The 14,620-nt window shown below is 59.3% G+C and carries 13 protein-coding genes; 6 read left to right on the top strand and 7 right to left on the bottom strand.

All coding sequences use genetic code 11. The features are described 5' to 3' along the window. Window positions 1-8 precede the first annotated feature (8 nt). The 5 genes from LPU83_RS48920 to LPU83_RS48900 all read right to left on the bottom strand — a co-directional run bounded on the left by LPU83_RS48920 (window position 9) and on the right by LPU83_RS48900 (window position 6,974). Entirely contained in the window at window positions 9-2,474 is a 2,466-nt protein-coding gene (locus LPU83_RS48920; RefSeq protein WP_024312894.1) for a beta-mannosidase, read from the bottom strand. 124 nt (window positions 2,475-2,598) lie between these two features. Beyond that, window positions 2,599-3,684 (bottom strand): ABC transporter ATP-binding protein, encoded by a 1,086-nt coding sequence (locus tag LPU83_RS48915; RefSeq protein WP_024312895.1) that lies wholly within the window; start codon window positions 3,682-3,684, stop codon window positions 2,599-2,601. 3 nt (window positions 3,685-3,687) lie between these two features. Next, window positions 3,688-4,626: a carbohydrate ABC transporter permease gene (locus LPU83_RS48910; RefSeq protein WP_024312896.1), complete on the bottom strand. Its 939-nt coding sequence runs from the start codon at window positions 4,624-4,626 to the stop codon at window positions 3,688-3,690. Further along, complete coding sequence (locus LPU83_RS48905) at window positions 4,619-5,524, bottom strand: carbohydrate ABC transporter permease (protein ID WP_024312897.1); 906 nt, start codon at window positions 5,522-5,524, stop codon at window positions 4,619-4,621. The genes LPU83_RS48910 and LPU83_RS48905 overlap by 8 nt, the downstream gene beginning before the upstream one ends. 214 nt (window positions 5,525-5,738) lie before the next feature. Continuing rightward, window positions 5,739-6,974: an ABC transporter substrate-binding protein gene (locus LPU83_RS48900; protein ID WP_024312898.1), complete on the bottom strand. Its 1,236-nt coding sequence runs from the start codon at window positions 6,972-6,974 to the stop codon at window positions 5,739-5,741. 454 nt (window positions 6,975-7,428) lie between these two features. Here LPU83_RS48900 and LPU83_RS48895 point away from each other — a divergent pair, with 454 nt between their 5' ends. The 3 genes from LPU83_RS48895 to LPU83_RS48885 all read left to right on the top strand — a co-directional run bounded on the left by LPU83_RS48895 (window position 7,429) and on the right by LPU83_RS48885 (window position 10,379). Then, window positions 7,429-8,469: a LacI family transcriptional regulator gene (locus LPU83_RS48895; protein ID WP_024312899.1), complete on the top strand. Its 1,041-nt coding sequence runs from the start codon at window positions 7,429-7,431 to the stop codon at window positions 8,467-8,469. 70 nt (window positions 8,470-8,539) lie between these two features. Further along, a complete protein-coding gene (locus tag LPU83_RS48890) occupies window positions 8,540-9,097 on the top strand; it encodes an isochorismatase family protein (RefSeq protein WP_024312900.1) in 558 nt (185 codons plus the stop codon). A gap of 94 nt (window positions 9,098-9,191) precedes the next feature. Continuing rightward, window positions 9,192-10,379: an IS701 family transposase gene (locus LPU83_RS48885; RefSeq protein ID WP_024312901.1), complete on the top strand. Its 1,188-nt coding sequence runs from the start codon at window positions 9,192-9,194 to the stop codon at window positions 10,377-10,379. Window positions 10,380-10,606: 227 nt separating this feature from the next. On the opposite strand, the gene gndA is transcribed toward LPU83_RS48885, so the two are convergent. Next, on the bottom strand, window positions 10,607-12,058 hold the full coding sequence (gene gndA, locus LPU83_RS48880) for an NADP-dependent phosphogluconate dehydrogenase (RefSeq protein WP_029709870.1): 1,452 nt from the start codon (window positions 12,056-12,058) through the stop codon (window positions 10,607-10,609). A gap of 115 nt (window positions 12,059-12,173) precedes the next feature. Here gndA and LPU83_RS48875 point away from each other — a divergent pair, with 115 nt between their 5' ends. From LPU83_RS48875 to LPU83_RS48865, 3 genes are all read left to right on the top strand, one after another. Continuing rightward, window positions 12,174-12,962: a helix-turn-helix domain-containing protein gene (locus LPU83_RS48875; RefSeq protein WP_024312903.1), complete on the top strand. Its 789-nt coding sequence runs from the start codon at window positions 12,174-12,176 to the stop codon at window positions 12,960-12,962. A 69-nt stretch (window positions 12,963-13,031) separates the two neighbouring features. Continuing rightward, window positions 13,032-13,430: a polyketide cyclase gene (locus LPU83_RS48870; protein WP_024312904.1), complete on the top strand. Its 399-nt coding sequence runs from the start codon at window positions 13,032-13,034 to the stop codon at window positions 13,428-13,430. A gap of 9 nt (window positions 13,431-13,439) precedes the next feature. Then, entirely contained in the window at window positions 13,440-13,793 is a 354-nt protein-coding gene (locus tag LPU83_RS48865) for a VOC family protein (RefSeq protein WP_024312905.1), read from the top strand. Here LPU83_RS48865 and LPU83_RS48860 read toward each other — a convergent pair whose 3' ends face one another. After that, window positions 13,794-14,516, bottom strand: coding sequence for a PAS domain-containing protein (locus LPU83_RS48860; RefSeq protein WP_024312906.1), 723 nt, complete (start codon window positions 14,514-14,516; stop codon window positions 13,794-13,796). Window positions 14,517-14,620 lie beyond the last annotated feature (104 nt).

Here is a 14,620-nt window from a genome sequence, read left to right as displayed (position 1 = left end):
AGTCAGGGTTAATCCACGGACTGACAAGATTGCAGGTCGTAGAAACGGAATTCCGGCAGTTGGCCGTCCTCGAGCGGCCTGGCCGGGGCGAAGGTGATGCGGCGCGTCTCGCCCGCCGCCAGATCGAAGGCGTTGTCGGAATACTTGCCCTCGGTGTCGGTCTCGATCATCACGAAGAGCGCAAGTCCCTTGGCGGTGACGTTAAGGCAGACGGAGCCGGCCTCCTCGACATATTCGTGCGTGACCATCAGGCCGGCGGGCTCGAGTTCCAGCGCCTTATAGGTGCCATGGACATAGTGCCCCTCGCCGCCCATGCCGTTCGACGCCGTGAAGCGCCACGCAAGCAGCGTGCCCGCAGGCAGATCTGCCACATCGATGGATGCGGCGGTAACCGCGCCATCCGGCGTGCAGACGGCCTGGACGTCCTTCAGGTGCTTGCGCTCGCCCCTCATGTCGAGGATCGAGATCGACAGATCGACGCTGACTTCGGCGAGCGTATCGTTGACCAGCGAGAAGCGGATCTGCTTGCCATCCTCGGACGGGATCGCCGCGACCGCGACCGGCTGGAAGAAGCGCTTCACCAGATAGTGCATCGCCTTCCAACGCCCGCCGTAGTCGAGGCTCGACCAAGAGGCGACGGGCCATGTGTCGTTCAGCTGCCAGTAAATCGTGCCCATGCAATGCGGCTTCAGCGACCGCCAGTATTCCACCGCGGTCTTGATCGCCAGACCCTGCTGGATCTGTGATAGATAGACGAAATTCGGAAAATCCTTCGGGAAGCGGAAGTAGCGGAACATCGTGCCTGCTATGCGCTCGTTGCCGCCGGCATTCTTCTGGTGCAGCTCCATCACAGGCGAAGCAACGTTCATGTCCTTCGCGTCGGCATACGTCTTGATGACGGGCAGCGACGTATAGGACTGGAAGCCGAATTCCGAGCAGAAGCGCGGGCGCACGGTGCGGTAATTGTCGAACGACTTGTTCTCGTGCCAGACCGACCAATAGTGCATATCGCCGGAACCGTCGGCATGCCAGGCGTCGCCGAAATCGAGATAGCCCGACGCCGGGCTCGACGGCCACCAGATGGCATCGGGTGCCGCCTTCTTCATCGCCTGCTCGATCGTCCGGTTGAGGCGATCGTAGGAAACAAGATAGCGGTCGCGATCCTTTCTCGATTCCTCGAACCAGGTCAGTGCGCCAACCAGCTCGTTGTCGCCGCACCAGAGTGCGATCGACGGATGCGAGGACAGCCGACGGACCTGATAATCGACTTCGAGCGTGACGTTGTCGAGGAAGTCCTCGGTCGAGGGATAAAGGTTGCAGGCGAACATGAAGTCCTGCCAGACCATGAGGCCGAGCCGGTCGCAGAGATCGTAGAAATGGCCGTGCTCGTAAAACCCGCCGCCCCAGACGCGGATCATGTTCATGTTGGCGGCCTTGGCCGACCGTAAGAGATCCTCGGTCTTCTCAGGGCTCGACAGCGAGAACAGCGCATCGGCCGGGATCCAGTTGGCGCCGCGGCAGAAAATCTCGCGGCCATTGACCTTCAGCGCAAAGCGGCTGCCGGCAGCATCGGGCGTCGTGATGAGTTCGACCGTGCGAAGGCCGATCTGCTTGGTCACCGCCTCCGTTGGCAGATCGACCGTCAGTGCATAAAGCGCCTGCTCGCCGCTGCCGGCAGGCCACCAGATCCGCGGCTTGTCGATCTCGAAGACATGATTGACCACCGTCTCGCCGGTACCAACGCCGACGTCGAGGCGAACGCGCTCGCCATCAAGCGAGAAATGTACCGGTACAATCCCGAGGTTCTTGGCAAACAACGTCGCGCTGACCTGCAGATCCACGGAACCGTCGAGATTGTGAACCTGCCGCGTCGTGACGTGCTCGATGCGTGCCGTCTCGAGCTTGCGCAGCGTGATCGTGCCGTAAAGCCCTAGCGGCGCAATCGCGATGTTCCAGTCCCAGCCGAAATGGCATTGCGGCTTGCGCAGCATGTTACCGTTGGGGATCGGCGAATTGCCCGTCGAATAGGGAATGTAGAAAGGCTGCCTGGCCTGTCGGTCGGCACCGGCCGCAATGCCTGAATGCAGGACGACGCGAATAACGTTGTCGCCGGCCTTCAACTGGTCGCCGACGTCAGGTCGATAGCGCCGAAAGCTGTTATCTGCGAGCAGCACTGGCGAACCGTTGATGAAGACGGCAGCCACGGTATCGAGATAGTCGATATCGAGAAACCAGTCGCCGTTCGGCTCCGACAGTGTGAAGCTACGCTCAAGCACCCAGTCGCGGTGCGCCACCCACTGAACGACCTCCTCGTTGCGGCCGAAATATGGATCGGGAATAAGCTCGGCGGCATGCAGTGCCGTGTGCACATCGCCCGGCAGCGTGATGGATGTCGTGACGTCGCCATCGGCTGAGGTGAGGGTCCACGATCCGGATAGGTCGAGGTTAAACCCATTTGTCGGCAAGGATGTCATAGCATTATCCCGATCGGGCCGCGCTTGGGAATGCCCGCACCCGCGGGCCGCAGCCGAACTTGGTGGCCGGATGGCCGATTGGACGAATGGGCGGAACCGGTTGCTCCGCCCGCATTTGCGGTTTCTAGAGGCGAAGCTCGGTCTCGGCATCGAAGATCGACGCCAGAGACATATCGAAGCCGAGCTTGACGGCAGAGCCCGGGTTGAAGCGGCGTGCGCCGTTGATGCGCACCGACATCGTGTGGCCGGCGTGCTTCAACCAGAGCAGGTTGTCGGCGCCCATAGGTTCCTCGATGTCGACGGTCGCATCGTGAACCTCGGCGCCGAGATTCTCGTTGACCTTCACATGCTCCGGACGAACGCCGAGGATGACCTTGCGGCCGGCCTGCAGCACTTCGGGCGTGTGATAGTCTGCGACAGAGAAGTTCACGCCATTGGCAGTGAAGAACGTCTGCTCGCCCTGCTTGGTGATCTCACCGCGCAGGAAATTCATCGACGGCGAACCGATGAAGCCGGCAACGAAGAGATTGCGCGGCCTGTTGTAGATCGTCGTCGGATCGGCGAGCTGCTGGATGATGCCGCTCTTCATGATCGCGATACGATCGGCGAGCGTCAGCGCCTCGATCTGGTCGTGGGTAACGTAGATCATCGTGTTCTTCAGCGACTGGTGCAGGCGCTTGATCTCGACGCGCAGTTCCGACCTAAGCTTGGCATCGAGGTTGGAAAGCGGCTCATCGAAGAGAAACACGTCGACATCGCGCACCAGCGCACGACCGATCGCCACGCGCTGACGCTGACCGCCCGAAAGCTCGGCCGGCTTGCGCTTCAGAAGCGGCTGGATCTGCAGGATTTCCGAAGCGCGTGCCACGCGCTTGTCGATTTCGGGCTGCGGGATCTTGGCGACCTGCAGGCCAAAGGACAGGTTCTTCTCGACCGTCATCTGTGGATAGAGCGCGTAGGACTGAAACACCATGCCGATGCCACGATCCTTGGGTTCCTCCCAAGTGACGTTCTTGCCCTTGATGAAGATCTGACCGTCGGACGCGTCCAGCAGACCGGCAATGCAGTTCAGCAAGGTCGACTTGCCGCAACCGGACGATCCGAGCAGCACGAGGAATTCGCCGTCATTGATCTCGAGATTGAGATCCTTGAGAACGCTAACCGCGCCGAAGTTCAACGACAGATCTTTGATGGAAACGCTCGAATTCATGGATCAGCCTTTCACTGCGCCAGCGGCAATGCCGCGGACGAAAAGTCGCCCTGACACGAAATACACAACCAGCGGCACCAGACCCGTGAGGATGGTTGCGGCCATGTTGACGTTGTATTCCTTCACGCCCTGGACAGAATTGACGATGTTGTTGAGCTGGACGGTCATCGGATAATATTCCGGCCGGGTGAAGACGACGCCGAAGAGGAAGTCGTTCCAGATGCCGGTGACCTGCAGGATCATTGCGACGACGAAGATCGGCAGCGACATGGGCACCATAATCTTTAGGAAGATCTGCCAGAAGCCCGCGCCGTCGATGCGCGCCGCCTTGAACAGCTCCTGCGGCAACGATGCGAAATAGTTGCGGAAGAGCAGTGTCAGAATCGGCATGCCGAAGATGCTGTGGACGATAATCAGGCCGGTCAGCGTGCCGTAGATCCCCAGTTCACGCAGTACGATGACGATCGGATAGATCATGACCTGGTAGGGAATGAATGCACCGATCACGAGGATGGAGAAGAACAGCTCCGATCCCTTGAAGCGCCAGTTGGCAAGCGCATAGCCATTCACCGAAGCGATTGCGATTGAGCCGACCACGGAAGGAACTGTGATCCGCACCGAGTTCCAGAAGCCACGCGAAAGACCGTCGCAGTTGAGGCCGGTGCAGGCTGTCGCCCATGCCTTGACCCAAGGCTCGAAGGTGATTTCGACCGGCGGTGAGAAGATGTTGCCAAGACGGATCTCGGGCATCCCTTTCAGCGACGTGACGATCATCACGTAGAGCGGCAGCAGGTAATAGGCCGCAGCGACGAAAAGGGTGCCGTAGAGCATGATATTGCGCGGAGAAATCACCCGCTTCGGCTTCGGACCACGCGGCCCGGAAAGTGTCTTGTCCGTCACGATACCGGTATCCGTGTTCTTGAGAGCAATGGTGTCAGGCACGTTTACGCCCTCCCCCGAATTCCAGATAAGCCCAGGGAACGATGATAATTGCGACGGTCACAAGCATCATGGTCGATGCCGCGAAGCCTTGACCCAGATTCTGCGCCTGGAACATGTAGTCGTAGACGTACTTGGCGGGCACTTCCGACGAAATGCCGGGACCGCCGCTGGTTTGCGCCACCACGAGGTCGTAGACCTTGACAATGCCGCTGGCGATGATGACGAGCGTGGTAATGAACACCGGCCGCATCATCGGAATGACAATGAAAAGATAGGTCTTCCACATCGGGATACCGTCGACGCGCGAGGCCTTCCAGATATCCTCGTCGATACCGCGCAGACCGGCGAGCATCAGGCACATGACGAGCCCGGTTCCCTGCCAGAGTGCTGCGATCAGAACACCGTAAATGACGATGCTCGGCGTATAGAGCGGATCGAAGGTGAAGCTCGTCCAGCCGAGCGAACGCACCACCGACTGGATGCCAAACTCCGGATTGAGAACCCACTGCCAAACGAGACCCGTCACGATGAAGGACAGGGCAAAGGGGTAAAGGAAGATCGTGCGGAACGTATTCTCGAACCGGATCTTCTGGTCCATCAGCGCCGCCAGCACGAAGCCGATGACAAGGCTGAAAATGAGCGAGAGAACGCCGTAGACGGCAAGGTTCTCGATGGAGACGATCCAGCGCGGAGCAGCCCAAAGGCGCTTGTATTGATCGAAACCGACAAAGCTCAACCGCGGAAGGAGCTTCGAGTTGGTGAATGAATAGAATACCGTCCAGACCGTGCCGCCGAGAAAGATAACGAGGGCGGTGAGGATCATGGGGATGGATGCAATCTTCGAATTCAGATTGCGCAGTAACTGATTTGGCCGGCCTGCTTTCGCTTGACCCGTCATTGTAATTCCTCCTGAATCGCAATTCCTCTGAGATCCAGAGCGGCGAACCTCCTGCCGGTCGCCTCCTCTTCTCACTCCCGTACCGAAACCGGACCACCATGCATCAGCACGCGCCGGTATCGAGCGCCGCCGCCACCCGGATCACGATGGGAGTTCCGGGCAAACCCGGCTCCGTTGACCGGAGCCGGGTCGCAACAGCGTCGGAATGCGACGATCAGTCGGCAGAAGCGATGATCTCAGCGAAGCGCTTCTGAGCGGCTTCCGGAGTCATCGACGGATTTGCGAAGAACTCGGAGAAGAGGTCTTCCTTCTGCTTCTGGCTGTCAGCCGACAGAAGTTGGTCCGTACCTTCGATCACGTTACCCTTGGCCAGGATATCGAGACCCTTCTTCATGCAGTCGTTGGCGGCCGCGAGGTCGACGTCGCCGCGCACCGGCAGCGAGCCCTTCTTCAGGTTGAAGGCAACCTGCGTCTTAGGATCGAGAAGCGTCTTGGCGAGAACATCCTGCGCCTTCGACTTGGCTTCGTCCTTGAGCAGTGGGAAGTAGAAGGCATCACCACCCGTGGAGATGATCTCGTTCACGCCGAGGCCCGGAAGGCAGGTATAGTCGGAACCGGCTTTCTGACCGGCCAGCTGGAATTCGCCCTGCGCCCAGTCACCCATGATCTGGCCACCGGCCTTGCCTGTTATGACGAGGTTGGTTGCCTGGTTCCAGTCCTGAACGTTGCTGCCCTTCGACATCTTGCGAGCGTCGTCGGCAGCCTTGAAGACCTTGGCGATCTCCGGACCGGCAGCCGCTTCAGCGTCCTTGTCCTTGAATACCTTATGGAAGGTATCCTTGCCGGCGATGGCAACCATCAACACGTCGAACGCGCCGGCAGCCTGCCACGGCTGACCACCGACGGCGAGCGGGACGATGCCGGCCTTCTCAAGCGCGGGAGCAGCAGCGACGAATTCGTCCCAGTTCTTCGGCACTTCGACGCCGGCCTTCTTGAAGGCTGCATTCGAGAGCCACAGCCACTGCCAGGAGTGGATGTTGACCGGGGCGCAATAGATCTTGCCGTCGATCGTGCAAGAATCGAGCAGGCTCGACGGACGGATGATGTCCTTCCAGTGCTCGGCAGTAGCGACATCGGTCAGATCGCGCATCAGCCCAGCCTGAACCAGTTCTTCCGCCTGGCGGCCGTGGTTGAATTGTGTCGCGCCCATCGGGTCGCCGCCGGTGATGCGGCTGATCATGATCGGACGCGCAGTACCGCCGGAACCGGCGATTGCGCCGTCGACCCACTTGTTGCCGGTCGCATCGAAGGCCTTTGCGAGTTCCGCCACGGCAGCAGCTTCGCCGCCAGATGTCCACCAATGGGTGACTTCAAGATCGGTCGCGTCCGCCGCACCGAGCGGCAGCACGACGGAAGCGGCAAGTGCAGCCGCCATCAAACGAAAATTCATGAGTTCTCCTCCCTCACTGAAACGTTGCCGGAAAAACTTAATTCAATCGATATTTCGGCGCAACAGCCCGCCTAGAAAATTTTCCTCCTGGCCACCATTTACTACCAATGCCTGTCGGAACGCGCTGATTTTCGACAGGTCGCCGCAAAGATGAGCAACCGAACGAGCATTTGCACAATTTGGCTATATGTTTGATAAAACTGCATTTATATCAACTGTGCGACAACATTCCACGGTGCTTTCGTTCGCACATGCACAAAATTCGGGAAAAATTAGCGATTTCAACCATTGCGGGCAGTCGCGATCTGCCCTCGATAAAAAGTCCTCGACATTTCTACTGTATCGTTACAGATTTTGCTTCTTAGAGGAGGAGCGGCTTTTGCGTTCTTCGTGCTTACAGCGCTCCGAAAAGACACTATAAGCGGGACCAAATCGCGCGGGACGGCCTAGAGGGATGGAAAACAAAGCGAATTTTGCAGGAGCGGTCTCCGAGGCAACTCGAGAGCGGCCGACACTGAAAACGATTGCCTTCATGACCGGGCTCGGCGTGACGACGGTATCGCGCGCGCTCAAGGATGCTCCTGACATCGGTGCGGAAACCAAGGAACGCGTGCGCATGGTCGCCCGCCAGCTTGGCTACCAGCCGAACAGGGCCGGCGTGCGCCTGCGAACCGGCAAGACCAACGTCATTGCGCTGGTGTTGAGCATCGATGAAGAAATCATGGGCTTCAGCAGCCAGATGGTATTCGGCATCTCGGAGGTGTTGACCGGCACACCCTACCATATCGTCGTCACGCCGCACTCCCACAGCAAGGATCCGATGCTGCCGGTACGCTACATCCTGGAAACAGGGTCCGCCGACGGCGTCATCATCTCGCGCATCGAGCCCGACGATCCACGTGTTCGCCTGCTCACAGAGCACAGCATGCCCTTTGCCACGCACGGGCGCACCGATGCCGGCCTCACCCATCCCTTTCACGACTTCGACAACGAGGCTTTCGCCCATCAGGCCGTCGAAAAGCTGGTCGGCAGGGGCCGCAAGCGCATTGCGCTGCTCCAGCCTCCAAGCAAGCTGACGTACTACACGCACACGCGCATCGGATTTCAGACCGGACTGCATGACTACGGAGCCGAGGAAGTGCCGTTACGCGTGACGATCGACAACCCGCTAGAGGAAATCCGCAATGCCGTCGAGGTGATGATGCGCGCCCAGAATGCGCCTGACGGCATCGTCTGCTCAGCCGGAAGCGCCGCCATCGCCGTCAACGCGGGTATCGAGGCCGCCGGCAAGCGACTTGGCCACGACGTCGACATGGTCTCCAAGGAATCGGCGCCGATCCTCAACTGGATCCGTCCCGAGATCATCACCGCCTATGAGGATGTCCGCCATGCCGGGCGGGAAATGGCGAAGGCGGTCATAGCGCGCATCGACGGAATCGAGCCGGAGCTGCTGCAAAGCATCAGCCAGCCCGTCTGGTCGCGGAGGAGCATTTAGACCATCGGCGCGCCAACCCCGATCTGGTGGCAGTAGAGAGACAAGCAATCACAGCGGAGACGCACTGGATATGACGACGGCACTGCTGATCATCGACGTACAAAACGCCATCCTTGCGGGAAAAGGTACTCCCGAGCGTCAACCCATCATCGATGCTGCGCTGAATGAAACGGTTTCACGGCTCCAGTCGCTTCGTGCCGAGGCCCATCGCGTCGAGGCACCGGTCGTGCTCGTCCAGCACGACGGCGATCCCGGTCATCGCCTGGCGGTCGGCACTACCGGCTGGGCCATCCGGTCGGAACTATCGCCTGCCGAGGGCGACACCATTGTTCACAAGAAGAGCTCAGACTCGTTCTTCGAAACGGATCTTGCCGACCGATTGGCGGAGCGAAATGTCACGCATCTGATCGTTGGCGGCTGCATGACGCAGTTTTGCGTCGACACGACAGTCAGGCGTGCGGTGTCGCTGGGCTATGATGTTACGCTGGTTGGCGATGGCCATACGACGGCCGACTCCGATACGCTGAACTTCGCCGATATCGTCGCGCATCACAACGAAACGCTCGACGATTTCGATGCCGGCAGCGCCCGCATCCTGGTCCGTCCGATGGCGGATATTCGCTTCTGACACGCCATTCCCGGCGTACAAAGCCTAGTACTACAGTTGCATTAGTGTTGGTTTCGTGATTCCCTTCAAGCGGTTGTCGTGTGGAGGATTCGGCATGAGCGTTTCATCGTGGACTGGCACTGCGATTGATTGGGAGCGTGAGCTTTCGGCACTTAAGGTTCAGCTTTTCTCGGTGTTTCGTCGCAGCGAGGCGAGAGAGACGTGTTCAACGTTCATTGATGGCCTTTTGTCTGGAATAGAACGCAAAACTGGTTGGCTGATGGCCGAACAGGCGGGCTTTTCCAGGCCGTGGCGGACTCAGGCTCTATTGGGTCGCTCGAATTGGGACGCAGACCGAATGCGTGACATTGTTTTCGATTATGTTGTGGAGACACTGGGCGATCCGTCGGGTGTTTTGGTGGTCGATGAGACTGGCTTTGTCAAAAAAGGTGAGCATTCTGTCGGTGTTTCGCGCCAGTATTCTGGAACGGCGGGCCGCATCGAGAACTGCCAGATTGGCGTTTTTATTACCTATGCCAGCCGCTTTGGTCAGGCGCTGATCGACCGCAGGCTCTATTTGCCCGAGGCATGGGCAACAGATGAGAAGCGCCGAAACGACGCCGCGGTTCCCAAGGAAACCGTTTTTGCCACCAAGCCGGCTATGGCGCGGGCGATGCTCGGTGAGGCGCTCGACAAGGGAGTACCATGCGCATGGGTTCTGGCAGATGCCGTCTATGGCAGTGATTATAAAACCCGCCGCATGCTTGAGGAACGCCAACAACCCTATGTTCTGTCCGTCCGGTCCAATCAAACATTGCGGTTGTTGACAGACGAGGGCTTACTGCAAACCGATCCCCGAGACATGGCAGACGATTTACCCGATGACGCATGGCAGGCATTGCCGGCGGGTGAAGGCGCCAAAGGACTGCGGCTTTACGATTGGGCGCGCATATCTTTGCCGTACGCTGTGGCGCCTGGCTTTGCCCGCTACGTGCTGATCCGCAAAAGCCGCTCCAACCCAGATGCGGTGAGCTATTATCTGGTCTTTGCGCCTGCAGAAGCCACCCTTGCAGAACTGGCGGGTGCGGCAGGTTTGCGCTGGACAATTGAGGAATGTTTCCAGCGCGCGAAGGATGATCTCGGCCTCGACCACTGCGAGGCCCGATCCTGGCACGGCTGGCACCGCCATATGACGTTGGTCATGGCGGCGGCCGCTTTCCTCACAAGGCTCAGTGCTGATTTGCGTCGTTCGGCGTTTGGCAAACCGAACGAAAGGAGTCCAAATCCGTCAATCGCTGCCTGACCCGCAAAATTGCCCTCATCCCCTCCGTTGCCGAAATACGCGGCCTAATTATGCGTCTCTCCATCCGAAGGCCGCCGAAGCTCTCCTTCATATTGGAATGGTCAGTTTGGCGACGAAAGCATCAGGCGTCAGCAATGATCACTCACTACAAAACACGAGATCATCTGCAACTGTAGTACTAGAAACGCAAGGCCAGCCGGGCAAACCCGGCTGGCCTTTTAGCAGACTTAGAACGTCGCCGCACCACTGCCCCACGGGCCATGGTGGAAGTCCTTGCCGTCGAGGCGATCGAAGCCGTGTGCGCCGAAGAAGTCGCGCTGTGCCTGGATCAGGTTGGCCGTGCCGCGGCCCTGGCGATAGGCATCGAAGTAAGTCAGAGCCGAGGTGAGCGCCGGAACCGGCAGACCGGCCTGCAGTGCGGCACCAACCACGCGGCGCAGGGCAGGCAGAGATTCCTCAACCATCTCGGAGAAAGCCGGCGTCACGATCAGGTTTGCAGCGTCCGGAGCCTTGGTAAAGGCCGAGGTGATCTCATCGAGGAACTGCGAACGAATGATGCAGCCGGCACGCCAGATCTTGGCGATAACAGGCATCGGCAGCGACCAGTTGAACTCGCGCGACGCTTCCGCCATGACCGCGAAGCCCTGCGCATAGGCACCTATCTTGGCGGCAAACAGCGCCAGTTCCAAATCCTTGTTGAGCTCCGGTCCGTAGGCGATCGGGAACTTGTATTCCTGCTTGCCGAAGATCTTCTCGGCGGCTTCGCGCTCAGTCTTCATCGACGACAGGCTGCGAGCGGCGACGGCGGCCTCGATCGCGGTTGCCGGAATGCCCATGTTCTGGGCTTCGATCGCCGACCACTTGCCGGTGCCCTTCTGGCCAGCCTTGTCGAGAATCATGTCGACCATCGAACCGCCGGAAACCGGATCGGTCGCGGCCAGCACCTTCTCGGAGATTTCGATAAGATAGGAGTTCAGGCGGCCCTTGTTCCATTCGCCGAAGATGCCGCTGATGTCGTTGGCGCTCTTGCCGAGACCGTCGCGCAGGATGCCGTAGATTTCGGCGATCATCTGCATGTCGGCATATTCGATGCCGTTGTGGATCGTCTTGACGAAATGGCCGGCGCCGTCATTGCCGAGCCAGGCAACGCAAGGGTCGTCGTTGTACTTGGCAGCGATCGAGGTCAGAACCTTCTCGACGCGCTTCCAGGAGTCTTCGGTGCCGCCGACCATGATCGAAGGACCATGGCGTGCCCCTTCCTCGCCACCCGACACACCCATGCCGATGAAGGTCAGATCGGTGTTCTTCAGGCGGTCGAAACGTGCGATGGTGTCGCGGAAGTTCGCATTACCGGCATCGATCATGATGTCGCCCTTGGAGAGATGCGGGCGCAGCGCTTCCATCTGCTGATCGACGGCCTCGCCGGCTTTGATCATGATGATGATCGGGCGTGGCGGGCGGATCGCGTCGACGAATTCTTCGATCGTCTTGCAGGGAATGATCTGCTTTTTGAGCTCGCCGGCGCTTTCGTAGAATTCATCCGTTTTCTCAGGCGTGCGGTTGAAGACGGCAATCTTGTTGCCTTTTTCCGCAATGTTGAGCGCCAGGTTGGAACCCATAACGGCAAGGCCGATCAGCCCGATTTCTGCCTTTTCCACGATACACCTCCGATGAGTCATTTTGGACCGGTGTTGTGGCACTCTCTGGCTCAAACGGCAAGTTCGATTCGGCTTCGGTTCGGCCTCGTATTGCCGGCATTGCAAACTAAGCCATATTCTCACAGGAAGAGAACCGATGAGTAGCGCAGCACCACAAGACGATGCCGTTTTGGCCACACGCGCTGGCCGATACAGGGAGTATGCGCCCTCGCCTGTGCTTGGGGCTCATTTTTGCTGCCTTTGGTCACATGATATCCATGACGGAGCCAATCAGAGGATCGCGATCGTGCCGGACGGCTATTGCGACATCGTCTGGATGGGAGGCAGGCTTGTGGTCGCCGGGCCGGACCGCAGCAGTGCTTTCCCGTTCCTTGCCGGTAGCGAGAGAATAGTGGGCGCGCGCTTCGCCCCGGGCGCAGCGGCCGAGTGGCTCAATGTGCCGCTCTGCGACATCGTCGGCCAGTCAATTCCTCTGGAGGATTTCTGGGGCGCTCCGGCGCTGAGATTGAATGAATTGCTGAGCGGCTGTGCCGAACCGCATGAACGGCTGCTGCAGTTGAAGGCGGCGCTCGAGCAGAAAGCCGCCAAACGCGAGCCACCGGCAAGCGACATGGGCTCAGTATTTGCGCGGGCGAGCGATATTTCGAAGTCCGAGAACGTGGCCGATGTGATGCTCGACGAACTCTCCATCGGCGCGCGCCAGCTTCGCCGACGTTGCCACACTCATTTCGGCTACGGGCCGAAGACCCTCGCCCGAATTCGCCGGTTTCAGGGCATGCTCGGCCTCTGCCGGAGCAGCAAGGTCCTTCCGCTCGCGGAGTTGGCCGTAGCGGCCGGCTATGCCGATCAGGCTCATATGACCCGCGACGCACGGGAAATCTCCACGCTGACACCTATGCAGCTTCAGCAACAGATAGCCGGCTGAATGTCCGTTTTCTTCAATACGAAACGGTCTGTTCTGCTATCTCCATTTAGAGCAATACAGGAAAGCGCAATGTCTACGATGCCCGCCAGGATCATTCACCGTTCCATCGACAGGAATTGGCGTGACGTATATGCGTTTGCCGCCGCCCCGCAGAATATGCCGCTCTGGGCGTCAGGATTGGCCTCAGGGCTGGAGCGCAACGGCGATGACTGGATTGCCACAGGCGCGCTCGGCACGGTGAAGGTCAGTTTCGTCCCGCACAACGAGTTCGGCGTCATCGACCATACGGTGACGATCGAGAGCGGATTGCGCGTCTACAACGCACTCCGGATCGTGCCGAACGGCGACGGCTGCGAGGTCATGTTCACGCTGTTGCGTATCCCGGGCATGACGGATGAGCAGTTCGAGGCCGATGCCGCCCATATCGCGAAAGATCTCGCGGCATTGAAGGCATTGATGGAAGGATAGGAGACAATCATGACGGCAGCAACGGACGACCGACGCATCGACTATGTCGAATTCAACGTCGGCAATATAGAAGCCTCCAAGGCATTCTACGGCAGGGCTTTCGGCTGGTCTTTTACCGACTACGGCCCCGAGTACTGCGAATTCGATGACGGACGACTAAAAGGTGGCTTTACGACGCTGGGCACTCCGAGGCCAGGCGGACCGCTCGTGGTCCTTTATGCGCACGATCTGGAAGCCGCCCTTTCAAGCGTGGAAGGTGCCGGCGGAAAAATAGTTCGCCCGATCACCGGTTTTCCCGGCGGTCGCCGGTTTCACTTCAGCGACCCGAATGGGTATGAGCTTGCCGTGTGGACGAAGAGTTGATCAGGCAGCGACGGTCGAGGCAGTCGCCCCCGCATGCTGGAGAATGATCAGCGCCCCGATCACGCCACCCGAGGAATCGTGCAGTGGCGACATGCGGCAGCGAACCGTCTTCACGGCGTCGCTGTCGCGGCGCACGTAAGCGTAATCGCTCCCGCACCCGGCAAAACAAGCGTCGAGCTTCGCCTTCGCGCCCTCGTAAAAGCGCTTCTCGCCAATGAACTCGATCAGGTGACGGCCGATCATATCGATCGGCTTCCTGCCGAGATATGCCGAGTTGACCGTGTTGGAATAGAGATAGCGATAATCCCGCGTCAGCACCGCGACGCGGTCCGGTATCGCCTCCAGGATCGCAGCGTTCAGGAAGTTGCCGTTGTCGACGTTCGGCGTAAACGCAAGGGGGGCAGCCACAGGCGGCCGCTCGACGGACGGCGGCATGCGCCAAGGCGGTGCCGCTCCGCCAAAATACTTTTCCATAAGTTCGGAAAGCAGTGCGACATAGGCGCGCACAGATTCGCTGTCCTCAGCATACTGATCGATCAGGCAGCCGACGAACTCGAGCTGCGTATGAACTTCGAGAATATTTGCGGCTGGGTATCCAAGGATAGCATCGACAAGAGGCTCGATTGAGCAATCGAGCGTGTTCACGCGCGCATCGTCGCCCGCAGCGATTGCTGCGTCGATCTGCGCACAACACAATGAGAACGCCCGAAAAAGCCCTAGCAAGACGCCTCCAATGCATTCCTTAAGGGAATGCGACCGAGAGATCGGCTGAGCTTGCGTTACGGAAGTTGAAACCGCCGACGCCTAGCCACTCGCCTTGATGGTAA

It is taken from the genome of Rhizobium favelukesii, from assembly GCF_000577275.2.
GTDB lineage: Bacteria > Pseudomonadota > Alphaproteobacteria > Rhizobiales > Rhizobiaceae > Rhizobium > Rhizobium favelukesii.
Note: the sequence above shows the minus strand (reverse complement) of the source record. Positions and strands in the feature narration are given on the sequence as shown.